Genomic DNA, 26,219 nt, shown 5'->3' with positions numbered 1-26,219 from the left:
GTCGTCGCCGGCTCCGCTGGTGTCACAGGCTCTCCAGCAGTTCCCCGATACGCTCGAGGGCGCCGGGGACGAGCGAGTAGTAAGCCCAGGTGCCACGTTTTTCGCGGTGCAACAGCCCGGCGTCGACCAGGATTTTCAGGTGATGGGACACGGTGGGCTGGCCAAGGTCCAGCGGTTGGGTGAGGTCGCAGACGCAGGACTCACCGCTCTCCGCAGCCTTGACGATGGACAGGAGCCGCAGCCGGTTGGGGTCGGCCAGGGCTTTGAACACGGCGGCGGTGCTTTGTGCTTCGGCGGCACCCAGCGCTGGCGCTGCCGGCGGGCAACACGTGGTGTCGACGACCGGTTCAAGCACGGGCAGTGAGCTCATTAACCCATTATGCCGCAACATTGACATTCATCAATATAGTGGCGTGTGGCCCTACGCCTGGGGCTTGCCGGCCTGGCTGCCGTGTGGAATGACGACGTCGTCAGCGGCGTGCGCGGCGGTGGGGAACAGCAGGAGCAGCAGGCCCAGGCCAATGGCGGCGCCCACCAGCTGGGCGATCACGAACGGGGGAACTGAGCCCGGGGCTATGCCGGCGAAGGTGTCGCTGAAGATGCGGCCCACCGTCACCGCGGGGTTGGCGAACGAGGTTGACGAGGTGAACCAGTAGGCGGCTCCGATGTAGGCGCCGACTGCGGGTGCGGCGAGGGCGCCCCGGTTGGTGGCCGCGAGGGCAAAGATCAGCAGGATGAGGCCCGCGGTGGCCACCACCTCACCTAAAAGATGCCCTGCAGTTGCCCGGTCCTTGACGGAAATGGAGGTCCCGACGTCGAACATTGCGTTCGCGAGCATGCTGCCGCCGACGGCCCCGGCAGCCTGGGCTGCTGCGTAGACGCCAACCTCCGGCAGGGTCAGGCCCGAGCGCGTGCGCCGGCCCAGGAACCAGTCGGCCAAGGACACCACGGGGTTGAAATGTGCGCCGCTGACCGGGCCGAACACCAGGATCAGCACCGTCAAACCAAGAACCGTGGCCGTGCTGTTCTGGAGCAACTGCAGGCCGATGTCATTGGGCGAGAGCTGCTGGGCGGCGATTCCGGAGCCGACGACGATGGCAACGAGCAAGGCGGTGCCTAGCAGCTCTGCGACGGCACGGCGCCACAGGGCTGGTTGGTGTGAAGTCATGATCTAAGCTTGACGCACGAAATTACCTCAGTCAAAATTGAATCAATGAATATTGAGTCAGCTTCCAGCTTTGAAGCACGCGTCGCGAGACATGCTGCCCTTGCGGATCCGGCGCGCCTGCGCATTGTGGATCTGCTGACCCTGGGCGACTTTTCCCCTACGGAGCTGCAGGCGGAGCTGGGCATGTCCTCCAACCTGCTCGCGCACCACCTGCGGACACTTGAGGATGCCGGACTGGCCACCAGGCACCGCTCCGAGGCGGATAAGCGCCGCAGCTACCTCCGGCTGGCTGCCGGCGCACTGGATGGACTGGTACCCGGTGCGGTGCAGGGTGCCGAGCGCATCCTGTTCGTCTGCACCCGCAACAGTGCCCGCTCCCAACTGGCTGCCGCGCTGTGGCGCCAGGCCAGCAGTATCCCGTCAGCCTCTGCAGGGACGCACCCGGCCGACCATATCGCTCCCGGAGCTGTCGAGGCTGCCCGCCGCCACGGACTCGACCTCCCTAACCGGGCCCCGCGCTCCCTCGATCAGGTCTCTGAAGCCGCGGACTTCGTGGTCACAGTTTGTGACAGCGCACATGAGGAACTGGCCGGGCTGGGCGGGATCCACTGGTCCATCCCGGATCCCCTGCGCTTGGGCACCCGGGAAGCGTTTGATAGAGCTTTCGAGGACATCGCCCGCCGCGTCACCGACCTTGCTCCGCGCGTCACCGCCGCCTGAAGCCTTCAAGCGACCTTCAAAAACATATATTGACATCCATCAATGTATCGCCAGATACTTGCTATATCGATCATCAATGTTCGGTTTTGCGAGCTGTCCGGATACAGTCCACCGCCAACCGATACCAGGAGACACTCCGTGAGCACCGAAACCGCCAAGAAGCCCTCCGTATTGTTCGTCTGCGTCCACAACGCAGGCCGTTCCCAGATGGCCGCCGCGTTCCTCACTAGCCTCGGCAAGGGCCGGATCGAGGTCCGCTCCGCCGGGTCCCAGCCTGCCGACAAGATCAACCCCGCCGCCGTGGAAGCCATGGCAGAGCTGGGTATCGACATGTCCGCGGAGGTTCCGAAGGTCCTCACCACCGAAGCCGTCAAGGAATCCGACGTGGTGATCACCATGGGCTGCGGCGACGAGTGCACCTACTTCCCGGGCAAGCGCTACGAGGACTGGGTGCTGGAGGATCCGGCCGGCAAGGGCGTCGAGTCCGTCCGCCCCATCCGTGACGAGATCAAGACCCGCATCGAGGGCCTCATTGACTCCCTCATCCCGGCCGCCAAGTAACCGTGCTGTTGTCGAGAGTGACCCGCGCCTAAACCGAAACAGGGGAGGGGGTGAGCCTCATGACCAACGGATGCTGCGGCGACTCAGGTTGCCGCGACGACGAGGACTGCTGCTAACCCCTCCCACCCAACTAGGTAGCAGTAACTGTCGTTTTGGGGCCTCAAAACGACACCTACTGCTACCTAGTTGGGCAACCCCGCCGCTAACTGGACCGCACCGCCACTACGGATGAAAGAGGACACCATGGAGTCAGCGAAGAACCTCCCGGTCGCCGTGATCGGCGCCGGCCCAGTGGGCCTGGCCGCCGCGGCCCACCTGCTCGAACGGGGCCTGGAACCGCTGATCTTTGAAGCCGGCACGACGGCGGGCGCGGCCATCGAGCACTGGCGTCACATCCGCCTTTTCTCACCGTGGCGGTTCAACACCGACGCCGCTGCCGTCCGCCTCCTCGAAGCCGCCGGCTGGGAAGCACCGCGGCCCACGGCCCTGCCCTACGGCGGGGAGCTGATCGACAACTACTTGGCACCCCTGGCCGCGCTTTCCCGGATCGCGTCCCGCCTGCAGACCCGCGCCCGCGTCACGGCCGTCGCCCGGGAGGGCCTGGACAAGACCCACATCAAGGGCCGCGACACCACCCCCTTCCTGGTGCGGGTGGAGCACGCGGACGGCGAAACCCGGGACCACACCGTGGCAGCAGTCATCGACGCGTCGGGCACCTGGTCCACCCGCAATCCGCTGGGCAGCTCGGGCCTGCCTGCCATCGGCGAACAGGCAGCAGGGGACCGGATCTCGGCGCCGCTGCCCGACGTCACCCGCCGCGACCGCGCCTCCTTTGCCAGCCGCCGCGTCCTCGTAGTTGGTGCCGGGCACTCCGCCGCCAACACCCTGATCAACCTGGCGGACCTCGCCAGGGAAGAGCCGGAGACCCGCGTCCTCTGGGCCGTCCGGGGAGACTCGGCCTCGAAAGTCTACGGCGGCGGCGACCTCGACGGGCTGCCCGCCCGCGGCCAGCTCGGCGGCCGGGTCCGCCGGCTGGTCGAGGCCGGAAAGATCGAGCTGCACACCGGATTCGGTATCAGCTCGATCAAATCCGTGGACTCATCCGTCACTATCGGTGCGGTTGACGGCCGCACTATTGTGGCCGACGTCGTGGTTCCCTGCACCGGATTCCGGCCGGACCTGGACATCCTGCGCGAGCTCCGCCTGAACCTGGACCCAGCCGTCGAAGCACCGATGGAGCTCGGCCCGCTGATTGACCCGGAGTTCCACTCCTGCGGTACCGTCCCGCCGCATGGCGCCAAGCTCCTCGCCCACCCGGAAAAGGACTTCTTCATTGTCGGGATGAAGTCCTACGGCAGGGCCCCCACCTTCCTGCTGGCCACCGGCTACGAACAGGTCCGCTCCGTCGCCGCCGCCCTCGCGGGCGACCAGGAATCCGCCGACACCGTCCACCTCGAACTCCCCGAAACCGGAGTCTGCTCCACCGCCGCCGGCACCAGCTGCGCCGTCCCCGCCACTACATCGGTGGTCGCCTCGGATGCGGAGTCAGGATGCTGCGCCGCACCAGAACCGGTGCTGGTCGGCTTCCCCACAGGCGTGGCCCACGGCCGCTCCGGCACCAACAACTAACCCGCCGCCTCACCCGAAAAGGAATCAGCCACCCATGACCCAGAAAAAGACTCCGTCCGTGCTGTTCGTCTGCAGCAAAAACGGCGGCAAATCCCAGCTCGCCGCCGGCCTCATGCGAGACCTCGCCGGTAACGCCATCGCTGTCTATTCCGCCGGTACCAAGCCGGCCAAGGACCTGAACCCGCAGGCAGTGGAGTCCCTGACCGAGCTGGGCATCCACCTCACCGGCGAATACCCTAAACCGGTCACTGACGAAGTCCTGGACACTGTGGACGCTGTCATCGTGCTGGGCACCGAGGCCAAGCTTGAACCGGTCGAAGGCAAGCGCTTCGAAGTCTGGGAAACGGACGAGCCCTCCGAGCGCGGGATCGAGGGAATGGAGCGCATGCGCCTGGTCCGGGACGACATCAAAGCCCGTGTGCAGAAACTCCACGCGGAGCTCACCGGGGACTAAACATGGTTTGCACCAGCCGGGCCTCCGCATGATCCCGTTGGATGACTGCAGCTGATTGAGGCCGCTGCGGAGCCCGTGGGTGGAAGATCCGCTTGGCGGTGCCAGCTTCTAGACACCGCCAAGCGCTAAGACCTTCGGTTGTTCCCGAATCAAGGCCCTGGCGCTACCGGGCCCAGATCCCAGTTGCAGTTGCGCCGCGCTTCAGGCCTTACACGGAATACTGTGCCCGGCATTCCTCAAGGGCGGGCGCGCATACGATCAAGACTCGCTCAAGAATGCCTCAAACCTGCGCCGTGTTTAGGCGGAAACCAAAGGCCGGGCCACCGCATCCGCATCCGGGAGGGTAATCGTTGCGGTGGTTCCTTTTCCGTGAGTGCTGTTGAGGGTGATGCTTCCCCGGTGGTTTTCGATGATGGCCCTGGTGATCGCGAGTCCCAGGCCGGCACCGGGAATGGCGGAAGAGTGGGCTTTGGCCGTGCGGAAGAAGCGGGTGAAGGCCTGGGCCAGGTCTTCTTCTGTCATCCCGACTCCAGTATCGGCAACCTCGCACATGAGGTTCTCTCCGCTGGTGCTGACGCGGACTGTGACAGTACCGCCGGCCGGGGTGTATTTGATGGCATTGGACACCAGGTTGTCGATGGCCTGCCCCATCCGGTCTGGATCGAAGAGCCCCGTAGCCGGACCGTCCGTCTGCAGATTCAACGTCACGCCGCCGGATTTGGCCCGCGACTGTGCGGCTTCAACCCTCCGGGCGGCAACCTCGGCCAAGTCAGCGGGGCGGGGAGTGACGGTCACGGTGCCGGAGGCGGTGGTGAGCAGGTCGCCCACCAGGGTCAGCAGGCGTTCGGCGTTGCGTTTGGCAACTCCCAGGGAATGTTCGACGTCGGGATCGAGGCCTTCATCCAGCGCCAGGGCCAGGTAGCCCAGGATCGACGTCAGCGGCGTACGAAGTTCATGGGAAACATTTGCGACAAATTGGTCCTTGGCAGAGAGGGCCTCCACCAGTGCAGTGACGTCGGTTAAGGCCATGACGGCACCGGAATGCCGACCATCCATAGTGGTGATTAGCCTGCAGGTGGCCGAGTAGGCACGCTGGCCGTTCCCACTGCCGATCCACACCAGTTCGTCGGTGAAGGGCTCGCCCCGGGCTGCGCGGACGCGCGGATGCCGCTCCGCGGGAAGGGGCTGCTTGCGGTCGATGCCGTAGACCGGAAGGCCCGCGCCCCCGTCTGCTGGCGTATCCACGAAGATCGTGCCGGCGGGGCCGCTTCCCGGATGCTGGTTGGTGAGGATGGTCCTGCCTTTGTCGTCGAGGGCGCAGACAGCCACGCTGACGGTATCCATAACAGTGTCCAGGAGCTGCTCGCGGTCTTCGCTGGCCGCCAGCAGCCGCCGGACCTCGGCTTCCTGGTTCTCAAGCCGGAGCCGCTGCTGGCGGAGGGCCTTGGCCACTCCGTAGGTGGTGAGTGCCATCGCTCCCAGGACCACAGGAAGGAGCACGATGCGGATAAAGGAAGCGCTTGTGTAGCCTGTGCCGAGGACCGCCGGCGGCAGTGCGACGCTCACGAAGGCAGCCAGTACGGCGATGAGTACCCCGCTGCGCTGCGGCCCGTAGGACAGCCAGACCACCGGAAAGACCAGGAGGAAGCCCAGGACCGACAAGTATTGGTCGCCGGCTTCGCGGGACAGGCCGATGGCGAGGCAGTCCAGCACCGGGATGCTGAGCGTTGCCCGCTCCGGAAGCCGTTCCCACGGCACCAGGGCGCAGGCGGCCAGCAATACGAGATGGCCCAGCAGGGTGTACGGGAAGGGCCCGGTCCACCCGAAAGCGGGATGCAGAATCGCGGCCAGGACCACCACCAGCAGCATGGTGATGGACAGCGGAAGCTGGAACATCACCGTCCGGCCCCTCGGCCCCAGCGTCCGAAAATAGCGCGCTATCCACTCAAACAACATCGTCTTCCCCCAGCCCCGCCCCAACAGGTCAGTATTCGTGAAGCCTACTGCTTGCCCTGCGCGCATGAACAGAACGCCCACGTAACCTTCCGCCGCCGCCAGTCACGCGGGACATGGCGGCGCTTTACTCGCCGGAATAGTAAGGCTACTGTCGATCTAAGGATGACCTCACGGCTGACCTGCATAAACAGTACTTTCAACCCGTCATCCAGCAGTACGGCGGAACTTGGACAAAGCTGTCCCGGACGAAAGGAAAACGGCCATGGTGGACCGGATTGCTGACATTTGGGGGACTCGAACACCATTCGCGCAGGGGGACCGGTGGCCGGTCCGGGTGGACCAGGTCCTTGCGAAGGGGTTGAGCGAGCAGGACGTGGACCGCTGGGTGCAGTCGGCTTGCGTGCTGTGCAGCAACGGCTGCGGAATCGACATCGCGGTCAAGGACGGCGCGATGGTGGGCGTCCGGGGCCGGGCGATGGACATCGTCAACCACGGCCGCCTGGGTCCCAAGGGGCTTTTCGCCTCTTGGCAGGGGGTGAGCAACAAGGACCGGCTGACCCAGCCCCTGATCCGCGAAAACGGCGAGCTGGTGGAGACTGACTGGGATACCGCCATGGATCGGATTGTCTCGCGCAGCAAGGCATTGCTGGAAGAGAAGGGGCCGCTGAGCCACGGCTTCTACACCTCCGGCCAGCTGTTCCTGGAGGAGTACTACGCCCTGGGCATCATCGGCAAAGCCGGGCTCGGCACCCCCCACATGGACGGCAACACCAGGCTGTGCACGGCCACTGCAGCGGCGGCAATGAAGGAGTCCTTCGGTTCGGACGGCCAGCCCGGCAGCTACACCGACATCGACGAATGCGACGCGATCTTCCTTTACGGCCACAACATGGCCGAGACCCAGACCGTGTTGTGGGCCCGGGTCCTGGACCGGATTGGCGGGCCCAATAAGCCGATGGTGGTGTGTGTGGACCCGCGCTCCACGGAAGTTGCCCGGCATGCAGACGTTCACCTGCCAGTGCGGCCGGGCACCAACCTGGCGTTGATGCACGGCCTGATCCGTGAGGTGATCCGGAACGGGTGGATCGATGAGGAGTACATCGCCGCCCACACCCTCCGCTTCGAGGATCTGGCGGACAAGATTGAGCCGTGGACGCCGGAGGCGGTGGCCGCCGAGTGCGGGGTGGACGCAGCCGCGGTGGTGGAGGCGGCCCGGATTTTCGGGACCTCGCAGCGGGTGCTCTCCACGGTGCTGCAGGGCTTCTACCAGTCCGCGCAGGCCACGGCCTCGTCCTGCCAGGTCAACAACCTGCACCTGCTGCGCGGCATGATCGGCAAGCCGGGCTGCGGGATCCTGCAGATGAACGGGCAGCCCACCGCACAAAACACCCGCGAGGCAGGGGCCGACGGCGATCTGCCGGGCTTCCGCAATTGGGAGAACCCACAGCACATCAAACAGCTTGCCGAACTGTGGGACGTGGACGAACTGGTCATCCCGCACTGGGCCCCGCCCACCCACGCAGCACAGATCTTCCGTTATGCCGAACAGGGTTCCATCAAGTTCCTGTGGATTTCGGCCACCAACCCGGCGGTGTCCATGCCCCAGCTGCCCCGGATCCGCGAGATTCTGGCCAAGCCCGAGCTGTTCCTGGTGGTGCAGGACCTCTACCTGACCGAGACAACGCAGTATGCGGACGTAGTCCTGCCGGCCGCCGCCTGGGGTGAAAAGACCGGGACGTTCACCAACGTCAACCGCACTGTCCACCTGTCCGAGCAAGCGGTGGAGCCGCCCGGCCAGGCCCGGAGCGACCTCCGGATCTTCCTGGATTATTCACGGCGCATGGACTTCCGCACCAAGTCTGGCCGTCCGCTGCTGGACTGGGAGGGCCCGGAGGACGGCTTCAACGCCTGGCGCGAATGCAGCAAAGGCCGCCTGTGCGACTACACAGGCCTCAGCTACGAGCGGCTGCGCGGCGGAAGCGGCATCCCCTGGCCCGTCAACGAGGAACACCCGGACGGGACGGACCGCTTGTACGGGGACGGGGTCTTTCCCACCCATGCTGATGCCGCCGAAGATTACGGGCACGACCTGGCCACCGGAGCCACCGTGGGGGATCAGGCCTACAAGGCAATGGCGCCGAACGGGCGTGCCATCTTCAAAACGGCGCTGTACCAGGGGGCGCACGAAACCCCCGACGGCGAATACCCCTTCCGCTACACCACGGGCAGGACGGCCTACCATTTCCACACCCGCACCAAGACCGGCCGCTCCCCGCAGCTGCATGATGCTGCCCCGGCCATGTGGGTGGAAATGGCGGAGAGCGACGCCGAGGCGCTGGGCCTGGGCGAGGGGGACGTGGTCCGCGTCGAGTCCCGCCGCGGGCACCTCTTCGCCCCCGTGCGGACAGCCAACATCCGCACCGGAACCGTCTTTGCTCCCTTCCACTACGGGTACTGGGACGCTGCGGATCCAGCCGAGGCCGATCCGCAACAACGCCCGCGGGCGGCCAACGAGCTGACCCTGACGGAGTGGGACCCGGTGTCCAAGCAGCCCGTCTACAAGACCGCCGCGGTGCGTGTCACCAAAGTCGCCGATGCCACCGGTCCGGCGCCCGCCCCCACCACCACGGCGTCCCGTCCCGCCCGGGCCGGCCGCGTCCTGGCGACGGTGGGCGGCGCAGCCGGTGAGGTGAGCGAGACAATCGCCCCCACAGAACCGCCGGCGGCGCCCCGGGACGAGGTGAGGTCATGAAGCTCCCCATCTACCTCGGCCTGCTGCACCGCTCCGAACACACCCTGGCAGAGTCCTTCCGGCAGGTGGCCGACGGCCATGGCGATGAACCGGACGTGTACTTCCTCTGCCGATCACTGGCCGATCAGTGCGAAAAACATGAGCAGGCCCTGCTGCCCATCGTGGAACGCTACGGCGAGGTTGAAAAAGACGACGAACCGGAGCGGCTGCATGCCGATGGGCTGTCCAAAACCCGTTCCGGGGCGGTGGGACTGCTGCGCGATCTGCAGGACCTCTATCTGCTGGGATCCCTGGTGGACATCACCTGGACCGCCGTCAAGCAGGCCGCCCAGGGGCTCCGTGACGCGGAGCTGCTCGAGGTGGTCACCCGCTGCGAGGGCGAGACCAAAACCCAGCTCGAGTGGCTGTCCACCCGCATGAAGCAAGCCGCACCCCAGGCCCTGATCGTCGCCGAATGACCATGCAGAACCTGCCCCGGACCCGCAACAGAGGAGGCGCCCAGTGCCCGACGCGTCACGGCTGACCCAAAGCCGCCCCGCAGCCGCACTGTATGCGGCCGCGCTGTCCCTGGTGGTGCTGGCTGCCGCCGGCGCAGCAGGACTGGTGCTCCACCAGCCCTGGCTTTTCCCCAGCCTCGGACCTACGGTGATGCTGTTTTTCGAGTCCCCGTCCCAGCAGGCCTCGCGGCCGGCCAACGCGCTGATTGGCCACGCCGTTGGCCTGCTGGCCGGCGTCGCTATGCTCTACGCCTTCCAATTACAAGACAGCCCGCCGGCCCCGGTGGGCGGACTCACCCCGGCTTACCTGCTGGCCGGCGCACTATCGGTGGCGCTGACCACACTGGTGCTGACACTGCTCAAGACCCCGCACCCACCGGCAGGGGCAACCACCCTGATCGTGAGCCTGGGCATCCTGACCGCTCCGGCGGAACTGGCGTCCATGGCCGGAGCCATCGTGCTCATCACCGTAGTGGGCTGGGGGCTGAACCTCCTTTTTGGAGTGCGTCCCGGGAAGGAAGAAGGCTGACATGGTCCCGCTGACGAAGAGAAAGCGCCGCCTGTGCGTTATGGCCCTGGTGGGGATCGCGGCCCTGCTGGCCCTGACAGGCTGTGCCCCGGAAGGAACGGCTGCTGCTGATGCCGCCCGGGAGTTCCACCAGGCCCTGTCGGGCTCCGAATGGTCCGCAGCCTGCTCCATGCTGGCGTCCGATACACGCGAGAAGACTGCCCGGGAGCAGGAGAGCAGCTGCGAGGACCACCTGAGGAACCTGCATGTCCAGGAACCCGGAACAGTGACGCGCACCGAAGTATACGGACGGGGCGCTTTCGTGGAATTCGAGAACGACGCAGTCTTCCTGGCTGCCGCTGAGGGCGGCTGGAAGATTACGGCAGCCGGGTGCACGCCGAACGGTGACGCGCCCTATACCTGCGAAGTGGGAGGCAAGTAGTCATGCGGTGGAGCTTTGCCCTGTACCTGATCCTGATTTTCGGCGGACTGGCCTACATGGCTGTCGTCGGACTAGTCCACGGATAGGAGGAAGCAGTGAAAAAAGCACTCAGGAACAACGGACTGAGCCTCTTCTTCGGGCTGATCTTCCTCCTGGCCCTGCTGGGACAAGGGCTGACCGGCCATGCCCTGTTCAACCAGGAACAGGTTGCGAACGGGCTTGAGGAAATAAGCCTGGGCCAGTACCTGACCTCATCCAATTTCGCCGTGGACGTCTCGGAAAACTGGCAGTCCGAGTACCTGCAGTTCCTGCTCTACATCCTTGCCACCATCTGGCTGGTGCAAAAAGGATCACCCGAATCAAAGGAAGTGGACCAGACCGGAATCGAATCCGACAAGGACCAGCTGGTGGGGGAGTACAGCAACCCGAAATCGCCGGCCTGGGCCAGGGCCAGCGGCTGGCGCCGCACGGTCTTTTCGAATTCGCTGGGGACAACGATGGGGCTGATCTTTGTCCTGTGCTGGCTGGTCCAGTCCCTTGCCGGCACCAGCGCCTACAACGAAGAGCAGATCAGCAACTTCCAGCAGCCCGTGACCTGGACCGAGTATGTGACGTCTGCAGAGTTCTGGAACCGCACCTTGCAGAACTGGCAGTCGGAATTCCTCGCCGTCGGCTCCATGGTGGTCCTGTCCATCTACCTCCGCCAGCGCGGCTCACCCGAGTCCAAGCCCGTGGGCGCTGCCCACGACGACACCGCCTCAACGGGCTAGGCGGGCCTCTCACGCCGGCGGAGGGCGTGCGATCAGTCCACCCTGTGTCCGCCCAGCCGGCTCACCATTGCGGGGTCGCGGTGGTCGAAGAAGAGGCTTTCGTCGGTGTCCAGGCTGGCGATCTTGCCCATTTGCTCGTCGCTCAGGGCGAAGTCGAATACCTCGAAGTTCTCTGCCATGCGCTCGGGGCGCACGGACTTGGGAATGACCACGACGCTGCGCTGGATGAGCCAGCGGAGCACCACCTGCGCCACGGATTTTCCGTGTGCCTGGGCGATTTCGCTGAGCAGGGGGTCGGTGAAGAGGTTGTTGCGGCCTTCGGCGAACGGGCCCCAGGACTCGATCTGGACGCCGCGTTCCCGCATGAGGTCCTGCTCGGCGCTGCGCTGGTGGAAGGGGTGGGTCTCGATCTGGTTGACGGCGGGCACGATTTCGTTGTGGTCGATGAGGTCCACCAGCCGGTCAGAGTGGAAGTTCGAGACCCCGATCGCCCGGGCCAGGCCTTCCTTGTTGAGGTTCTGCATGGCCCGCCATTCGCTGTAGTAGTCTCCGAGCGGCTGGTGGATCAGATACAGGTCCACGTAGTCCAGTCCAAGCCGGGTGAGGGAGTTCTCGAAAGCCCGGCGGCTGTCCTCCTCCACGCTGCCGGCGGGCGCGTGCTGGACCCAGAGCTTGGTGGTGATGAAGAGTTCGTCCCGCGCGATGCCGCTTGCCCTGACAGCGGCACCCAACGCCTCCTCGTTGCCGTAGGCTGCGGCGGTGTCCAGGTGCCGGTAACCGGCTTCGAGGGCGGCTTCGACGGCGGCCTGGGTTTCCTCCGGCGGAATCTGATAGACGCCAAAGCCCAGGATGGGCATTTCGACGCCGTTGTTGAGGGTTACGTTGTCCATGGTTTCCTTCGTCGGTTCTTGGTTCTCAGTGGTCCAGGCCGGTGCTGAGGCTGAGGTCCCGCCACTGGTCAAGTTCCGCGCGCTGAGCCTCGGCTACTGCGGCAAAGGCGCCGAAGGCGTCCTCGCCAAGCACCGCGAGAGACGGCGGGCTGGGGCTCTGAACGATGGCCAGGATTGCTTCGGCGGCCTTGGCCGGGTCGCCCGGCTGGTTTCCGTCCATGGTGTCGTTCTCCTTGCGCCGCTTCCCGGCCGTTTCCGCGTAGTCACCGATGGGCGAGGCGGACTGGGTCAGTGAGCGCCCGGCGAAGTCGGTGCGGAAGGCGCCAGGTTCAATGACGGTGACGTTGATGCCCAGCGGTTCCACCTCCCTGCGGAGCGAGCCGGAGATGCCCTCCAATGCAGCTTTCGTTGCCGAGTAGTAGCCGGACCCGGCGGGGGTGATGCGGGCTCCGATCGAGGAGATGTTCACAATGGACCCGGACCTGCGCCCGCGCATGTCCGGAAGGACCGCTTTGATCATGTCAACAGCGCCGAAAACGTTTGTGTCGAACAATTGCCGCACATCGGCGTCGTCCGCTTCTTCCACGGCGGCCCGGTACCCGTAGCCGGCGTTGTTGACCAGGACGTCCACGCCGCCGAAGCGCTGCTTCGCCTCTTCCACCACCGAGCTGATTCCGGGGCGGTCCGTGACGTCGAGGGGCAGGGCAAGTGCGGTGTCCGGGAAGGCGTCGGCCAGGTCCTGCACGGTGGCAGGGTTCCGGGCTGTGACGACGGCGTTGTGCCCGTGGGCGAGCACCGCTTGGGCCAGTGCCCGGCCGAGTCCTGTGGAGCAGCCGGTAATGAGCCAGGTAGCCATCGGTGGTTCCTCTTCGTTGTGTGGATGGGACTTTGGGCCTGCATCCAGGTCCAACCACTAGGTAACCCCAATTTGCGCGTCCTGGACAGGTACTGCCGGTACACCCTTCACACCGCATGGATTTATGGGACGGGCTGGAACTCGGGTAGCTCCCCCTGCAGTTCCGCCAGCGTGGGCGGGTTGGCCCCTGGGCGGCGGACCGTGATAGCGGCGGCTTTCGAGGCGAGGCGGCCCAGCGACTCCAGCACTGCCGGGGTGAGCCCGTCGGTTCCGCGCATCAGGAGGCCGTAGATCAGGGCCGCCATATAGGAATCGCCGGCGCCGATGGTGTCGGCGACGGCCGAGCTGACCGGCTGAATGGCCAGCCGCGTTCCTGACGCTGCCAGCAGGGATCCGTCTGCTCCCAGGGTGACGGCCACGAGTCCGGTGCCGAGTTCAAGGATGCGCTGGGCGGCGTCTTCCACCGGCAGCCCGGGGTAGAGCCACCGCGCGTCCTCATCGCTGAGTTTGACCACGTCGGTGAGGGGGACCAGGTCCTCGAAAATGCGCTGTGCCTCCGCCTGGCTGCCGAGCAAGGCGGGGCGGATGTTCGGATCGTACGTCACCAGGCATCGCTCGTGTGCTTGTTCCAGGAGGTCCCGTACTGCAGCCGCTCCCGGTGCCAGGAACGTTGCGATGGAGCCTGTGTGGAGGATTTTGGGCAGCGCCGCGGGAACGGTGCGTGGCAGCTCCCAGCGGACGTCGAAGTCATAGCTGGCCGAGCCATCGGAGGCGAGCACGGCCGTTGCCGTCGCCGTCCGGCCGCCGCCCCGGGAGCCGGGCAGGAGGTCGACGCCGGCACTCGAGAGGTGCTGCTCGATCGCCTGGCCGTGGGGGTCGTCGCCGAGGGAAGTCAGCAATGCGGTGCCGACGCCGAGTCGTCCCAGTCCGTAGGCCACGTTCGCGGGTGATCCGCCCGGGTGCTCCACGGTGCCGGCGGGGGAGACGACGATGTCCACCAAGGCTTCGCCGACCACCACCACATCTATGGATTTGGGCTGCTGCGTTGTGGGCATGGTGTACCTTTCGTTGTTGGTCAGGAGCCGATGGCGGGTGTGGCCCTGATGGCGTTCACGGCCCTGTCCGCAACGATCTGGGCCTCGCTTCCGGAATCCAGGATGGTATTCCGCGCGGATGCGGGATCCACCGCGACCGCCGTAACGGCAAGGACTTTCGAAGCCTCGGTGGTCAGCAGGGCGTCCACTTGCGCGGAGAAGCAGGAGTCGCTTGATGTGGCGTGGACGTCCATCGCCACCGCGTGGTTGTTGGAGACGAAGTTTCCGGCCCCCGCCACCAGCCGGACAATTACCGGCGTGGCACCGGCCGGTTGGATGGTCTCTGCATCAATGATGTGGGAAAAGTGGTTGCCGATCACTGAGTTGTTGCTGCCGGTGACGCTGAGGAGCCCGTAAAGGTCATCCAGTCCGTTGCCCACTCCCACGAAGGGCGTCCAGGGTTCATGGTCACGCAGGAAGTGGTTTGTGGCCACGAGATTCTCCGAACTGTCCGCTGCGAGAATCAGCATCCCGGGGTAGAACGAGTGCAGGCGGTTGTTGGTGATGCTTGACCGCGTGACGCCGGCCAGGTGGATGCTGCTCGCCCCGCGGGGGAAGACGTTGTTCGCGGTGATCAGGAGCCCGCCATGGTTCTCGGCGTAGATCGAATGGCCTTTGAAGCCCGCTCCCACCAGGTTGTCGGTGATCTTTGATGCCTGCCCCCACCCGCGCAGCTCGATGCAGCTGCCGCATTCGGCGATGAAGTTGTCGTGCACGGAAAGTGCATCCGCGTTGTAGATGGTGAGGGCGTTTTCAAGGTAGACGAAGCCCATGCCGTTGACGCGGAATGAGTCATTCTCGTTGGCGACAAAGATGCCTGTCTTGCCGTTGACGTAGGTGTTCTCCGGATGCATCCCTGAGCCATCGGCCTCGAAGTGCAGCCCGTCGATGCAGAAGTTGGAGAACTCCACCGAGCTGATCCGAGGGCTACCGGTGCGCTCAACGTAGAAGGCCGCTCCCTTGGCTTCCTCGGTGTCCGCGCCCCTGGGAAGGTCGACGATAACGCGGCTGCCGCCCGGCCACAGCTCATGAAGGCCGGGCCATTCGTCCTCGGGAACGTTGAACCGGATGCTCGAGGACGTAAAGCCGTGTCCCGAGCCCTGGATCTGAAGAAAGCTGATGTCGATCACCACCTGGGTTCGGAGGTGGTAGTCGCCGGGCGGAAGGTAGATCACCGCGCCCGGCTTTCCTCCGTTGTTCTCATCGGTGGCGGACTGCCGGTCCTTGATGTCAGCGATGATGCTGTTGATGACTTCACCGACGTCTTTGGATGCATTGCCGACCGGCCACGTGGTCACGTCGTAGTAGTTGTTGCTTGACATGGTTTTTCCCCTTGGGTTGCGGTTAGGCGAGTGATGAGACCGCGAGTTTCAGTATTGCCGCTGCGCCTCCCTCAGCCGATAGCCAGTTTTCCTGGCTGCCGGTTGGGGGGAAGACGAGATCAGTCAGGACCACCTTGCCGCCTTGGGCAAAGACCTCCACCGAGCAATGGTCGACGACGATCTGCAGCTTGAGCACGCCGTCCTCAAGGACCAGCGGGGCCGACTCCACGGAAGGAAACTTCTCGTGGAAGCCCGTGTTGCCGGACTGCCTGCGGTCCAGGGCGAGTTGGGCGGTGGCGGCGTTGTAACTGAGCACGGTCCCCGTGCTTCCGTCATCAGTTGCGAAGAGATGGAAGGCCACCTGCCCGGTGCTTCCCGGCAGGATTTCCGCCTCGATGATGTGCGCGCTGCCCGGTACGGCCGCTGGCAATCGGAGGTCCGAATCCCGCAGGTCAAAGGCATCCGGGGCCAGTTGGTCCCTGGCAGCAGGAACCTCGTTTCCGGTGCCGGGGCCGGCCAGCAACGGTTGCTGGATCAGGCGGGCTGCACCGTTGACGGTGGTGAGGCGCAATTCCCGGGCAATGGTCATTGAGGACCGCCAGGGCGCGGTGGGCAGCTGGTTGGCGTAGTCCCAGTTGTTCATCCAGCCGATGATGATGCGCCGGTCATCCGGGGCGTTGCTGAAAGATACGGAGGCGTAGCAGTCGCGTCCCCAGTCCAGCCAGAGGCATTCCTGCAAGGCTGCACCGGCCGCCGTGGCGTCGCCGATGGCCGCCAGTCCTGCCGGCGCCACCACGGAACCGGGATCCGGGGTGAAGTGGACGCCGTCGAAATCGCCCACAAAGTACTGGCCGCCGGACCCGCCGGCCACCGCGCCGGGGTTGACGTTCACGATCAGGACCCACTTGATGTTGTCCGGGTCGCCGTCCACTGCCAGGGGAAAGAGGTCAGGGCATTCCCATTCGCCTTGGTCGGCGTTGGCCGGGCCGAAGTCGCTGAGGAACTCCCAGGACTTGAGGTCTTCCGACCGGTAGAAGACCACCGTTTGGTGCTGTGCTTCGACGGCGACCATCACCCAGAACCCGCCATCGCGCCCTTGATAGCGGAACACTTTGGGATCGCGGAAGTGCGCTGAGTTGCGGGTGAGGACTGGGTTGGCGGCGTACTTCTGCCACGTCATTCCCGCGTCTGTGCTGTAAGCCAGGGACTGGGCCTGGGTGCCACTGTATTCCGAGGCGGCTTTGAAGGCACTGGTGTAGATGGCTACGAGGGCAGGTGCGTCCGCCGTGCCGAAACCGGACGTGTTGCCGTGGTCCACCACAACGCTTCCGGAAAAGATGTCCTCTGTCTCGTCGCAGGCAATGGCCACAGGATGCTCGGTCCAGTGCAGCAAATCATGGGAAGTGGCGTGGCCCCAGGACATGTTGCCCCAAACGTTGCCGAATGGGTTGTTCTGGAAGAAGAGGTGGTACACGCCGTCGTGGTAAACGAGGCCGTTGGGATCGTTCAGCCAGGTATCCCTTGCCGTGAAGTGGATGGCAGGCCGGTACCCGGCGGTCCCGGCCGGGGCTGTGTCCGGGCGTGCGGCATGAAGGTAACTGGTCATGTCTGGCGTTCCTCTTGCGGAAGTGGGAAGTTGTGGGAAGTGGTAAACGGAAGGGGCTGGCTGCCTATTGCCGGGGAGCCGTGATGGAATCGCGGCCCACCAGCGGGCAGCTGAGAATGGTCGGGTGAAGTGCCATGAGGGAAAGGTCGGTCTTGCCTTCAACGGCGTCAATCAGGTGCTCGGTGGCCCAGGCACCCATCTCGTAGTGCGGGAGGGCCACAGTGGTGAGGCCGGGGTGGAGGTTGGCGGCGATCAGCTCCTGGTCATCGAAGCCCACCACCGAGAGATCGCCGGGGATGGAGAGACCCAGTTCCGCAGCCGCGCGGTAGGCGCCCATGGCCATCCGGTCGTTGTAGCAGAACAATGCGGTAGGCCGGTCATCCCGGGACAGCATCCGGCGGGCCGCCGCATAGCCGCCGTGCACCTCGGACACCTCCGACTCCACGGGTGCCGCTTCGCCGTCGAGCCCTGCTTCCTTCAGCGTGGTCCGGAAGGCATGGAGCCGCTGGCGGGTGGCGGGGACATCGTCGGTGTTGTTGAGGAAGCCGATCCGCCGGTGCCCGGCAGCGAGCAATGCTTCCACGGCGGTGCGGGCACCGCCTTCCTCATCCGGGATGACGGCGGTGATGTTTCCGCCGGCGGCCACCGAGTCCACCAGGACGGAGGGAACGCTGCCGAGATTGGCCGGCAGCTCCACGATGCGGTGGTACATGGTGGCGTAGAGGATGCCGTCGACCCGCCGTTCCAGGAGGGCTTCCACATCGTCCCGCCGGGATTCGAGGCTGGCTGAGCCGGAGGTGTTGATGATCATGAGGTTGTATCCGCGTGCTTTGGCAGCCTCCTCGGCGCCCAGGATGATCCGGCCGGCGTGGGGGGTGGTGGCAATGTCTTCGCTCACCAGGCCCAGCATGCCTGTCCTCTGGGTGCGGAGAGCCTGGGCCAGGCGGTTTGGGCCGTATCCCAGTTGTTCCGCGGCGGACCGGACCTTGTCCCTGGTTTCGGGGCTGATCCGGGCATAGGCCACTTCATTGAGGACGTGGGAGACAGTTGTGACGGACACGCCGGCGGCGGTGGCCACGTCCTTGATCCCGATGTTCTTGTTGCTCATCTGTCTCCCACGTCCTTATGGTCGGTGATGCCCCTGGGCGTCATCAGTAGGCTACTGGTTATTGGTGGTCTAGCCCTTGACCGCGCCGAGCGTCATGCCTGCGACGATCTTGCGCTGCAAAAGCAGGGTCAGCAGGATGACCGGGATGGAGTACACGGCGGCCAGCGCGGTCATGGATCCCCAGTCCAGGCCGAACTGGGTCTGGAAGTTCGCAATCACCACCGGCGTTGTCTGGGAGCGGATCGCCGTCATCAGCAGTGCGAACAGGAACTCGTTCCAGGAGGCGAGGAAGGCAAAGATCGCGGTGACGGCAATGCCGCCGGACACCACCGGGATCACCACCCGCCACAGGGCTCCGAGCCTGCTGCAACCGTCCACGGTGGCCGATTCCTCCAGGTCCCTGGGCACCGCTTCGAAGAAGCTGGACATCAGCCAGATGGAGAGCGGCAGCGAGATTGTGGTGTGGGCGATGGACAGTGCGATGGGCGTATCGGCCAGGCCCATGGACGCCATCATCGAGGCCAGCGGAATGCCGATGGCCACCGGCGGCACCATGCGGGTAACCAGTGCGGCCATGATGAAGATCCGGCCGCTGAGGGTCTGGTACCTGGTGATGCCGTAAGCCGCGGGTACCGCCAGCACCAGTGACAGCAGGGTGCTGATGATGGCCGTCTGGATGCTGTTGATGAAGGAGGCCACTACACCGCTGCGGCCCAGGGCGTTGGCGTAGTTCTCCAGCGTCCATTCCTTCGGCAGGATGGTGGGCGGCACCGCGATGGTATCGATGGGGGTCTTGAAGGATGTGAAGAGCAGGTACAGGAACGGGAATCCGTAGAGCACCATGGCTGCTGCCAGAAGCACCCAGAGCAGGGTCCTGGTGCTCCGGCGGCCTGCTTCCAGGCCCTCACGGTTGACGCCCCGGCGCTTGCGGCCGCTGCCGCTTCCGGTGGTTGGGGCGGAAGGTCCCGCCACCGCTGCAGGTGACTTCCCGGCGTCGTTCTTAATTCGCTCGGCGACGCGCATCAGCTGTCCTTTCCTGGCCGCCAGATGGTGGACACCGCAACAAACGCGACGGCGAGCATGGCCAGCAGGTAGAGGGTGCCCATGGCACTGGCCAGCCCGGGATCGCCGAAGCGGATCATGGTCCGGTAGATCAGCAGGCTCATGGTTTCGGAGGCGGACTGCGGGCCGCCGTTGGTCTGGATGAGGATGGTGTCGAAGGCCCGGGCCGCATCAATGCCGCGGACCACCAGCGCGACGGCGATGACCGGGCGCAGGAGGGGCAGGATGATGCGGAACAGCAGGGCCGGTGCGCGGGCACCGTCGAGGCGGGCCGCCTCGATCAGGTCACCCGGGATGTTCTGCAGGCCGGCGAAGAGCACCAGGCACATAAAGGACGTGGTCAGCCAGATATCCGGAATGGCCACGGAGTAGAGCACGATGTTCGGGTCCGAGAGCCAGCCGATCTGGTTGGGGTTGGACAGGATGCCGGCCTGGTGCAGGAGGGTTCCGATGAGGCCGAAGTTATCGATCATCAGGAACTTCCAGAGGAGCCCTGCCACGATCGGGGCGATCATCAGCGGGTACATGAACACTGTCCGCCAGATTTGGGAGCTGCGCCCAAGGGTGGTGAACAGCAGGGCCATGCCCAGGCCGAGGGCGAATTCGAGGGTGACCACGATGACGGTGTAGCCCAGGGTCCGCCACCCCGCGCCGGTGAAGGCTTCGGAGGCGAAGGCCCGGAAGTAGTTGTCCAGGCCCACGAAGTCGCGGGGACCGCCGGCAATCGGTGAGATCTTGAAGAAGCTGTCCGCAACGAGGCGGAACAACGGGAACGCGACAAACACTGCCAGGAACAGCGCCGCTGGTGTCATCAGGAACAATGCGAAGCGGCGATCGGAGATGCGCACGGTTTTCTCTTCCGCTGGTTGGGGGCCGCGGCCGGCACCGGCTACCCAGGTGCCGGCCGCGGGGGTCTTACTTGACGAGGTCCTCGATCTGCTTCTTGGCATCTGCGAGGAGGGTGGCGGAGTCACCGCCGGCCACGGCCTTCTGCAGCATCGGAACCAGGACGGTATCCACGATCTGCTGCCACTTTTCGGTGGCCGGGCGGGTGGCCGTGGCCTTGCCGTTGAGGGTTTCAATCAGCGGACCAAAGCTCTCGTAGCCTGCTTTGTCCTGGTACTTCTCGAAGGCTGAGATGCGGGACGCCAGGCCGAGGCTGGACTCGATGCCCATGCTGTTGTTGTCATAGGCGCACTTGATGAACTTTTTGGCGGCGTCCGTGTTCTTGGTGGCCTTGGGGACAGTGAGGTACCAGGGCCCCGGGACTCCGCCAATGCCGGCGGACCCGGCGATCATCGGAGCGGTGCCCACCTTGCCGGCCACCGGTGAATCCTTGGGGATCTGCCGGTAGGCATGGGCCCAGAAGCGGGTCATCGCGGTCTTGCCCTGGTTGAACAGGTTCTGCGCGGCGGCCCAGTCCACCTGGGCGGCGCCGGATGGGGCGGACTTGACCAGGCTGACGTAGAAGTCCAGGGCTTCCTTGTGTGCGGCGTTGTCGATGACCACCTTGTCCCCGTCCAGGACCATGGGGGAGCCGGCCTGCAGGACGTGGGCGAGCCATTCGGTTTCTACGCCGCCCTTGACGTCGGTGCCGTACATACCGTCCTTGGTGAAGAATTCGGCGATGTCCTGGTACTGCTTCCAGGTGGTGGGCGCGGCGAGCTCATAGCCGTACTTGGCCTGGAAATCCGCCTTGTTCTTGGCGTCCTCGAAAAGGTCCTTGCGGTAAAGGATGATCTCGGCGTTGGTCCAGGCAGGCAGGCCGATAAAGTGCCCGTCCACATTCGCTTCCTTGACCAGGGCCGGGAAGATGTCCTTCTTGGCTTCATCGGTGAAGATCTCGTCGATGGGCTGGACGGCGTCCTTAAAGCTGGGCAGCCAGACCGAGTCCAGGGCTGCGACGTCGAAGGAGACGTTGCCGGAGGAGAACTCGCTGGAGAGGCGGTTGAACATGCCGTCGTAGGGCAGTTCGACGAAGTTGACGTTGACTCCGGCGTCCTTTTTGCACTGTTCGGCGACGCCGGTCAGTTCGGCGTGGCCGCCTGCCTCCACCAGGACGTTGACGGTGCTGGTGCCGGCGCTACCCGTGGTGGACGGGCCCCCCGCGCCGCACCCGGTGGCTGCCAGTGCCACGGCGGTGCAGACGCCGCCGATGGTGACGAACCTGTTGATGGTCTTTCGAGTGGACATCGCTGTCGACTCACTTTCTCTCGAACGGAAATGGCGAGACAATGCTTGGGGTGAAAAATCGTTTTGCTAAAACGACTTGGCAACACCATAAGACGCGTTTCGGGGACGTGTCAAGAGTCACCTTCGTTTAGGACAAATCGTTTTTTCAGAAAACCGGCAGAATGATGCCGAATTAACGCCCTCGCAACGGCCGGCGGCTGGGTTCGATTGACTTTCGATAGTTAATAGCTGAAACTCGATGCATGAAGATCAATCACCTGGCAGTCATTGCCCTCCGGATCGTCCTCGTGGGGGCTTTCCTCCTTCTGGTCCTGCTCCAAGTGATGTCCCTGCCGGGCCAGTTCGCCCACATGGCAGCGGAAAACCCGGAACGGGCCTACCTGCAGTGGCCGCTCACGATCTTCGCCATCCTTGAGGTGGCGTGCGTCCAGGTAGTGATCGTCAGCACCTGGAAGCTGCTCACCATGGTCAAGCGCGACCAGATCTTCAGTACGCGGGCGTCTGTCTGGGTGGATGCAATTATGTGGGCCATCGCGGCGGGCTGGACCATGCTGGCGGTGTTCTCCGCCATTGTGGTCCTCAATGCCGATGACCCGGGCGTGCCGCTCCTGCTGATCCTGATGCTGGCGGCCGGGGCCGCCGTCGGGCTGGTGGTGGTGGTGCTCCGCGCCCTGCTCCGGCAGGCCGCGGACCTCCGCTCGGATATGGAAGCGGTGATCTGATGCCCATCGTGGTGCGCATCGACGTCGAACTGGCCCGGCAGAAGATGAGCGTGGGGGAGTTCGCCGAGCGCGTGGGCCTGACGCCCGCCAACGTGGCGGTGCTCAAAAACGGACGCGCGAAGGCCGTCCGCTTCAGCACGCTGGAGGCCATGTGCCGCGTCCTGAACTGCCAACCGGGCGACCTGCTGGAGTTCGTGGAGGACTGACGGACGTCCGGCTACGGCAGGCGTTAAGAAAGCGTTAAGATCCCCGGAATTCCGGGCGGGAGGCGCGAGGCCCGGTGCTAGGCTCCGTTAGTTATCAGCACAGCGTCGCGCCTGGAACCGGGGAACTTGCGCCCGTAACGGGCACCAAAGAAAGACACGTCCTTGACGGCTTCCGCCCGGTCTTCCCTTCCCGCCATCGTTCCCAACCCGGAGCTTGAAACCGAACCGCGGAGCGCATTAGCCAAGTGGCTGCTGGAACACCGGGTCAGCCAGCCCGTCGGCCCCGAGGCCAATGAAGCCCACGCCGCACAGCAGAGCTGGTGGAAGGTCATGTGCCTCACCGGCGTGGACTACTTCTCCACCCTGTCCTACCTGCCGGGCATCGCAGCGCTCGCCGCCGGCGCCCTCTCGCCGCTGGCCACCATGCTCATCGTGGCCCTGACGCTCCTGGGTATGCTCCCCATGTACCGGCGGGTGGCCAAGGAAAGCCCGCACGGGCAGGGATCGGTGGCCATGCTCGAACGGCTCCTGCCCTTCTGGCGCGGCAAAGTTTTTGTGCTGGTCCTGCTGGGCTTCGTTGCCACCTCGTGGATCATCACCATCACCCTCTCGGCGGCCGACGCCACCGTGCACCTGCTCGAGAACCCGTACCTGCCGCCCTTCCTGGAAGGCCAGGCGGTAGGCATTACCGTCTTCTTCCTCCTGGTGCTCGGCGCCGTTTTCCTGATGGGCTTTTCCGAAGCCGTCGCCGTCGCAATTCCATTGGTGGCCGTGTTCCTGGTGATGAACGCGATCATCATCGGGGCCGGCATTACCGAGGTTCTCGCAACTCCGGGCGCGCTTGGAACGTGGACCGACGCCCTGGCCTCCTCCGGCGGCGGACCGGGCGGAATCGTGGGTCCGGCCCTGATGGCCTTCCCGCTGCTGGTCCTGGGACTCTCCGGCTTCGAGACCGGCGTCAGCATGATGCCCCTGGTGTCCTCCAAAGGCGCCACCCCTGAGGAAAAGCTGGCCAGCCGGGTGCGCAACACGCGCAGGCTGCTCACGACGGCGGCACTCATCATGAGCGTCTACCTGCTGGGAAGCAGCTTCGTCACCACCGTCCTGATCCCGGCCGAGGAGTTCCAGGCCGGGGGACAGGCCAACGGCCGCGCCCTGGCGTACCTGGCCCACGAGCATCTCGGCAACGGATTCGGGTCCGTCTATGACGTGAGCAGCATCCTCATCCTGTGGTTCGCCGGCGCCTCCGCGATGGCCGGCCTGATCAACATCGTCCCCCGCTACCTGCCCTCCTACGGCATGGCCCCGGACTGGTCCCGCGCCGTCCGTCCCGTGGTGCTCGTCTACACCGCCATCAGCATCCTGATCACCATCGGCTTCAATGCCGACGTGAACGCCCAGGCCGGCGCCTACGCCACCGGCATCCTGGCCATGATGGTCTCCGGCGCCATCGCCGTCACCATCTCCGCCATCCGCCGCAAACAGCGGGCCGCCGCCGTAGGCTTCACCCTGCTCACCCTGGTGATGCTCTACGCACTGGCGGCCAACGTCATTGAAAAACCGGACGGCCTGGCCATCTCCGGGTTCTTCATCCTGGGCATTGTGGCCGTCTCCCTTGTCTCCCGCATCAGCCGCACCACCGAGCTGCGGGTGGACAGGATCGAGTTCGACGACGATGCGCGCCGGTTCATCAGCGACACCCTGGATTACGACGGCCGGATCAACCTCATTGCCAACCGGCCGCAGGGGCGTGACGCCGCTGAGTACGCGGACAAGGAAGCAGTGCAGCGGGAGAACAACCCCGTGCCCGGGACGGCCGATGTCATATTCCTGGAAATCGACATCACGGATCCGTCCGAGTTCAGCGACACGTTGCAGGTCCACGGGGTTGAAGTGGCCGGCCACCGGGTCCTGCGCGCCCAGAGCCCTGCCGCCCCCAACGCCATCGCAGCCATCCTCCTGGCCCTGCGCGACGGCACGGGCGTCAAGCCGCACGCCTACTTTGAATGGTCTGAAGGGAACCCCTTGGCCCACCTCATGCGCTACCTGCTCCTGGGCCGCGGCGACACTGCGCCTGTGGTCCGGGAAATCATCCGCGAGAACGAACCGGACCCGGCCCGGCGGCCGGGCATCCACGTGGGATGAGCCTCCGAAGGAGCCTCCCGCCGTCGGAACCTGCCAAACCGGGTCCCGACCCCGCCAGCGTGGCCGCCGTCCAAAAGATGCTGCGGGACGCCAAAAACGAAAGGGAGGGCCGGAAGGCAAACGTCGTTCGCAGGATCATGACCCACCCGGTCAGGGCTGTTCCCGTTGCCTTCCTGATGGTCATCCTCATCGGCGCGGCACTGCTGATGCTTCCGGCCTCACGAACCGATCCCGACGCTGATGCGTTTCTGGACTCCCTGTTCACCTCGGTATCGGCCGTGTGCGTCACGGGCCTGGTCACCGTGGATACGGCAACATTCTGGACCCCGTTCGGGCACGTGGTCATCCTGGCGCTCATCCAGGTGGGCGGCTTTGGCATCATGACGCTGGCCACCCTCCTGGCGCTGCTGGTCCGCAAGAGCATCGGCCTGCGCGGCCAGCTCGTGGCCCAGACGGAAACCCACACCCTGAACCTTGGCGACGTCCGGGCAGTGCTGCTGCGGGTAGCGAAAATCATGTCGACCTTCGAGGCCGCAACGGCCGCGATCCTCACAGCGCGGTTCTGGATCGCCTACGACCAGAACCCCGGAACTGCCCTCTGGCACGGGATCTTCCACGCCATCTCCGCCTTCAATAACGCCGGCTTCTCGGTCTACAGCAACAACCTCATCGGCTTCGCCGAGGACCCGTGGATCATCACCCCCATCTGCCTGGCCATCATTGCCGGCGGGCTGGGGTTCCCGGTGATCATCCAGCTCACCCGCGGCGAGACCAAACCCCGGAACTGGACTGTCCACCTGCGCCTGACCATCTATGGAACGCTGTTCCTCCTGATCGCCGGCATGGCGCTGTTCGCGGCGTTTGAGTGGAACCGGAACGAAACCCTCGGCCCGCTCTCCCTCACCGGCAAGATCCTCGGTTCCTTCGCCGGCAGCGTCTTTCCCCGTACTGCCGGCTTCAACAGCATCGACTACGGCGCCGCAGCCCCGGAAACGCTGATGGTCACCAACATCCTGATGTTCATCGGCGGCGGCAGCGCCGGCACCGCCGGCGGCATCAAGATCACCACCTTTTTGGTGCTGGGCTTCGCCATCTGGAACGAGGTCCGGGGCCGTGACCAGGTGACTATCGCCCACCGGTCCGTTAGTTCCTCTTCCCAGCGCCAGGCCTTGTCCGTGGCACTGCTGGGGGTCGCCGCCGTGGTGATCGGAACCATGCTGCTGCTCATCTTCACCGACTACAGCCTGGAGAAGGTGCTGTTCGAGTCCATCTCGGCGTTCGGCACCGTGGGAATGAGCACTGGTATCACCTACAACCTTCCCCCGTCCGCGGAATGGGTGCTGATGGCGCTGATGTTCACGGGCCGCATCGGCACCGTGACGGTGGCGTCCGCCCTGGCCCTCTCGGCACGGCCGCGCCTGTACCGCCTCCCCGAGGAACGCCCCATCATCGGCTGAGGGAAAGATTCCATCAAGCCGGAGCCAGTCCTAGGATTCCCCGCCTTGCCGCGATTAGTATCTGAGGCAACACGAAGTAACCCTACTTATTACCTCTGGAA

Annotated in this window: 25 protein-coding genes; 13 read left to right on the top strand and 12 right to left on the bottom strand. The window is 65.1% G+C overall.

Translation table 11 applies throughout. The features are described from left to right. Nucleotides 1–22 precede the first annotated feature (22 nt). Together BMX78_RS03415 and BMX78_RS03410 are read right to left on the bottom strand one after the other, a co-directional pair. A complete protein-coding gene (locus BMX78_RS03415) occupies nucleotides 23–370 on the bottom strand; it encodes an ArsR/SmtB family transcription factor (RefSeq protein WP_091416405.1) in 348 nt (115 codons plus the stop codon). A 51-nt stretch (nucleotides 371–421) separates the two neighbouring features. Continuing rightward, on the bottom strand, nucleotides 422–1,168 hold the full coding sequence (locus tag BMX78_RS03410) for an aquaporin (protein WP_091416401.1): 747 nt from the start codon (nucleotides 1,166–1,168) through the stop codon (nucleotides 422–424). Between the two features lie 45 nt (nucleotides 1,169–1,213). Between BMX78_RS03410 and BMX78_RS03405 the strand changes: the two genes are divergently transcribed. The 4 genes from BMX78_RS03405 (at nucleotide 1,214) to BMX78_RS03390 (ending at nucleotide 4,532) form a co-directional block, all read left to right on the top strand. After that, nucleotides 1,214–1,888, top strand: a complete 675-nt coding sequence (locus tag BMX78_RS03405) for an arsenate reductase/protein-tyrosine-phosphatase family protein (RefSeq protein ID WP_091416397.1) — start codon at nucleotides 1,214–1,216, stop codon at nucleotides 1,886–1,888. A 138-nt stretch (nucleotides 1,889–2,026) separates the two neighbouring features. Further along, complete coding sequence (locus BMX78_RS03400) at nucleotides 2,027–2,449, top strand: arsenate reductase ArsC (protein WP_091416394.1); 423 nt, start codon at nucleotides 2,027–2,029, stop codon at nucleotides 2,447–2,449. Between the two features lie 243 nt (nucleotides 2,450–2,692). Then, entirely contained in the window at nucleotides 2,693–4,078 is a 1,386-nt protein-coding gene (locus tag BMX78_RS03395; protein ID WP_091416391.1) for an NAD(P)-binding domain-containing protein, read from the top strand. A gap of 34 nt (nucleotides 4,079–4,112) precedes the next feature. Beyond that, nucleotides 4,113–4,532 (top strand): arsenate-mycothiol transferase ArsC, encoded by a 420-nt coding sequence (locus BMX78_RS03390; protein WP_091416387.1) that lies wholly within the window; start codon nucleotides 4,113–4,115, stop codon nucleotides 4,530–4,532. A gap of 297 nt (nucleotides 4,533–4,829) precedes the next feature. Here BMX78_RS03390 and BMX78_RS03385 read toward each other — a convergent pair whose 3' ends face one another. Next, nucleotides 4,830–6,428, bottom strand: coding sequence for a sensor histidine kinase (locus BMX78_RS03385; RefSeq protein WP_286138787.1), 1,599 nt, complete (start codon nucleotides 6,426–6,428; stop codon nucleotides 4,830–4,832). Nucleotides 6,429–6,750: 322 nt separating this feature from the next. On the opposite strand from BMX78_RS03385, the gene BMX78_RS03380 reads away from it, so the two are divergent. From BMX78_RS03380 to BMX78_RS03360, 5 genes are all read left to right on the top strand, one after another. Further along, nucleotides 6,751–9,240, top strand: coding sequence for a molybdopterin oxidoreductase family protein (locus BMX78_RS03380; protein ID WP_091416381.1), 2,490 nt, complete (start codon nucleotides 6,751–6,753; stop codon nucleotides 9,238–9,240). Further along, nucleotides 9,237–9,698, top strand: coding sequence for a hypothetical protein (locus BMX78_RS03375; RefSeq protein WP_091416379.1), 462 nt, complete (start codon nucleotides 9,237–9,239; stop codon nucleotides 9,696–9,698). Before BMX78_RS03380 ends, BMX78_RS03375 begins: the two co-directional genes overlap by 4 nt. 43 nt (nucleotides 9,699–9,741) lie before the next feature. Next, nucleotides 9,742–10,266, top strand: coding sequence for an HPP family protein (locus BMX78_RS03370; RefSeq protein ID WP_091416376.1), 525 nt, complete (start codon nucleotides 9,742–9,744; stop codon nucleotides 10,264–10,266). Between the two features lies 1 nt (nucleotide 10,267). Beyond that, nucleotides 10,268–10,687, top strand: coding sequence for a hypothetical protein (locus tag BMX78_RS03365; RefSeq protein WP_091416375.1), 420 nt, complete (start codon nucleotides 10,268–10,270; stop codon nucleotides 10,685–10,687). Between the two features lie 95 nt (nucleotides 10,688–10,782). Then, nucleotides 10,783–11,457 (top strand): DUF6766 family protein, encoded by a 675-nt coding sequence (locus BMX78_RS03360; RefSeq protein WP_091416372.1) that lies wholly within the window; start codon nucleotides 10,783–10,785, stop codon nucleotides 11,455–11,457. 32 nt (nucleotides 11,458–11,489) lie between these two features. Here BMX78_RS03360 and BMX78_RS03355 read toward each other — a convergent pair whose 3' ends face one another. From BMX78_RS03355 to BMX78_RS03315, 9 genes are all read right to left on the bottom strand, one after another. After that, entirely contained in the window at nucleotides 11,490–12,347 is an 858-nt protein-coding gene (locus BMX78_RS03355; RefSeq protein WP_091416369.1) for an aldo/keto reductase, read from the bottom strand. Nucleotides 12,348–12,372: 25 nt separating this feature from the next. Continuing rightward, nucleotides 12,373–13,203: an oxidoreductase gene (locus tag BMX78_RS03350; protein WP_091416366.1), complete on the bottom strand. Its 831-nt coding sequence runs from the start codon at nucleotides 13,201–13,203 to the stop codon at nucleotides 12,373–12,375. Between the two features lie 122 nt (nucleotides 13,204–13,325). Then, nucleotides 13,326–14,258 carry a carbohydrate kinase family protein gene (locus BMX78_RS03345; protein ID WP_091416363.1) on the bottom strand — a complete coding sequence of 311 codons (933 nt, stop codon included), beginning with the start codon at nucleotides 14,256–14,258 and terminating at the stop codon, nucleotides 13,326–13,328. Nucleotides 14,259–14,278: 20 nt separating this feature from the next. Further along, nucleotides 14,279–15,619 carry a right-handed parallel beta-helix repeat-containing protein gene (locus BMX78_RS03340; protein WP_091416361.1) on the bottom strand — a complete coding sequence of 447 codons (1,341 nt, stop codon included), beginning with the start codon at nucleotides 15,617–15,619 and terminating at the stop codon, nucleotides 14,279–14,281. Nucleotides 15,620–15,641: 22 nt separating this feature from the next. Further along, the gene (locus BMX78_RS03335) at nucleotides 15,642–17,225 is read right to left on the bottom strand and encodes a glycoside hydrolase family 32 protein (protein ID WP_091416358.1); all 1,584 of its coding nucleotides are present in this window, start codon (nucleotides 17,223–17,225) and stop codon (nucleotides 15,642–15,644) included. A gap of 64 nt (nucleotides 17,226–17,289) precedes the next feature. Further along, nucleotides 17,290–18,333 (bottom strand): LacI family DNA-binding transcriptional regulator, encoded by a 1,044-nt coding sequence (locus BMX78_RS03330; RefSeq protein ID WP_091416355.1) that lies wholly within the window; start codon nucleotides 18,331–18,333, stop codon nucleotides 17,290–17,292. Between the two features lie 69 nt (nucleotides 18,334–18,402). Continuing rightward, entirely contained in the window at nucleotides 18,403–19,356 is a 954-nt protein-coding gene (locus BMX78_RS03325; RefSeq protein ID WP_091416351.1) for a carbohydrate ABC transporter permease, read from the bottom strand. Beyond that, on the bottom strand, nucleotides 19,356–20,243 hold the full coding sequence (locus BMX78_RS03320; protein WP_091416348.1) for a carbohydrate ABC transporter permease: 888 nt from the start codon (nucleotides 20,241–20,243) through the stop codon (nucleotides 19,356–19,358). The genes BMX78_RS03325 and BMX78_RS03320 overlap by 1 nt, the downstream gene beginning before the upstream one ends. Nucleotides 20,244–20,310: 67 nt before the next feature. Further along, the gene (locus tag BMX78_RS03315) at nucleotides 20,311–21,588 is read right to left on the bottom strand and encodes an ABC transporter substrate-binding protein (protein WP_091416346.1); all 1,278 of its coding nucleotides are present in this window, start codon (nucleotides 21,586–21,588) and stop codon (nucleotides 20,311–20,313) included. Between the two features lie 242 nt (nucleotides 21,589–21,830). Between BMX78_RS03315 and BMX78_RS03310 the strand changes: the two genes are divergently transcribed. The 4 genes from BMX78_RS03310 to BMX78_RS03295 all read left to right on the top strand — a co-directional run bounded on the left by BMX78_RS03310 (nucleotide 21,831) and on the right by BMX78_RS03295 (nucleotide 26,118). Further along, nucleotides 21,831–22,310: a DUF2975 domain-containing protein gene (locus BMX78_RS03310; RefSeq protein WP_091416343.1), complete on the top strand. Its 480-nt coding sequence runs from the start codon at nucleotides 21,831–21,833 to the stop codon at nucleotides 22,308–22,310. Continuing rightward, nucleotides 22,310–22,516: a helix-turn-helix domain-containing protein gene (locus tag BMX78_RS03305; RefSeq protein ID WP_091416340.1), complete on the top strand. Its 207-nt coding sequence runs from the start codon at nucleotides 22,310–22,312 to the stop codon at nucleotides 22,514–22,516. The genes BMX78_RS03310 and BMX78_RS03305 overlap by 1 nt, the downstream gene beginning before the upstream one ends. 162 nt (nucleotides 22,517–22,678) lie before the next feature. Continuing rightward, the gene (locus BMX78_RS03300) at nucleotides 22,679–24,661 is read left to right on the top strand and encodes an APC family permease (protein WP_091416338.1); all 1,983 of its coding nucleotides are present in this window, start codon (nucleotides 22,679–22,681) and stop codon (nucleotides 24,659–24,661) included. Beyond that, entirely contained in the window at nucleotides 24,658–26,118 is a 1,461-nt protein-coding gene (locus BMX78_RS03295; protein ID WP_353615420.1) for a TrkH family potassium uptake protein, read from the top strand. Before BMX78_RS03300 ends, BMX78_RS03295 begins: the two co-directional genes overlap by 4 nt. The last annotated feature ends 101 nt before the right edge of the window (nucleotides 26,119–26,219 follow it).

Origin of the sequence: Arthrobacter sp. OV608 (assembly GCA_900110595.1) — a bacterium.
GTDB lineage: Bacteria > Actinomycetota > Actinomycetes > Actinomycetales > Micrococcaceae > Arthrobacter.
This window is presented reverse-complemented; position numbering and strand designations above follow the sequence as displayed.

Bases quoted from the DNA above. Each gene is read 5' to 3' on its own strand.
- BMX78_RS03415 (WP_091416405.1), bottom strand. From the start codon at position 370: ATGAGCTCACTGCCCGTGCTTGAACCGGTCGTCGACACCACGTGTTGC.
- BMX78_RS03410 (WP_091416401.1), bottom strand. From the start codon at position 1,168: ATGACTTCACACCAACCAGCCCTGTGGCGCCGTGCCGTCGCAGAGCTG.
- BMX78_RS03405 (WP_091416397.1), top strand. From the start codon at position 1,214: ATGAATATTGAGTCAGCTTCCAGCTTTGAAGCACGCGTCGCGAGACAT.
- BMX78_RS03395 (WP_091416391.1), top strand. From the start codon at position 2,693: ATGGAGTCAGCGAAGAACCTCCCGGTCGCCGTGATCGGCGCCGGCCCA.
- BMX78_RS03390 (WP_091416387.1), top strand. From the start codon at position 4,113: ATGACCCAGAAAAAGACTCCGTCCGTGCTGTTCGTCTGCAGCAAAAAC.
- BMX78_RS03385 (WP_286138787.1), bottom strand. From the start codon at position 6,428: ATGTTCCAGCTTCCGCTGTCCATCACCATGCTGCTGGTGGTGGTCCTG.
- BMX78_RS03380 (WP_091416381.1), top strand. From the start codon at position 6,751: ATGGTGGACCGGATTGCTGACATTTGGGGGACTCGAACACCATTCGCG.
- BMX78_RS03375 (WP_091416379.1), top strand. From the start codon at position 9,237: ATGAAGCTCCCCATCTACCTCGGCCTGCTGCACCGCTCCGAACACACC.
- BMX78_RS03365 (WP_091416375.1), top strand. From the start codon at position 10,268: ATGGTCCCGCTGACGAAGAGAAAGCGCCGCCTGTGCGTTATGGCCCTG.
- BMX78_RS03355 (WP_091416369.1), bottom strand. From the start codon at position 12,347: ATGGACAACGTAACCCTCAACAACGGCGTCGAAATGCCCATCCTGGGC.
- BMX78_RS03350 (WP_091416366.1), bottom strand. From the start codon at position 13,203: ATGGCTACCTGGCTCATTACCGGCTGCTCCACAGGACTCGGCCGGGCA.
- BMX78_RS03345 (WP_091416363.1), bottom strand. From the start codon at position 14,258: ATGCCCACAACGCAGCAGCCCAAATCCATAGATGTGGTGGTGGTCGGC.
- BMX78_RS03340 (WP_091416361.1), bottom strand. From the start codon at position 15,619: ATGTCAAGCAACAACTACTACGACGTGACCACGTGGCCGGTCGGCAAT.
- BMX78_RS03335 (WP_091416358.1), bottom strand. From the start codon at position 17,225: ATGACCAGTTACCTTCATGCCGCACGCCCGGACACAGCCCCGGCCGGG.
- BMX78_RS03330 (WP_091416355.1), bottom strand. From the start codon at position 18,333: ATGAGCAACAAGAACATCGGGATCAAGGACGTGGCCACCGCCGCCGGC.
- BMX78_RS03325 (WP_091416351.1), bottom strand. From the start codon at position 19,356: ATGCGCGTCGCCGAGCGAATTAAGAACGACGCCGGGAAGTCACCTGCA.
- BMX78_RS03315 (WP_091416346.1), bottom strand. From the start codon at position 21,588: ATGTCCACTCGAAAGACCATCAACAGGTTCGTCACCATCGGCGGCGTC.
- BMX78_RS03310 (WP_091416343.1), top strand. From the start codon at position 21,831: ATGAAGATCAATCACCTGGCAGTCATTGCCCTCCGGATCGTCCTCGTG.
- BMX78_RS03305 (WP_091416340.1), top strand. From the start codon at position 22,310: ATGCCCATCGTGGTGCGCATCGACGTCGAACTGGCCCGGCAGAAGATG.
- BMX78_RS03295 (WP_353615420.1), top strand. From the start codon at position 24,658: ATGAGCCTCCGAAGGAGCCTCCCGCCGTCGGAACCTGCCAAACCGGGT.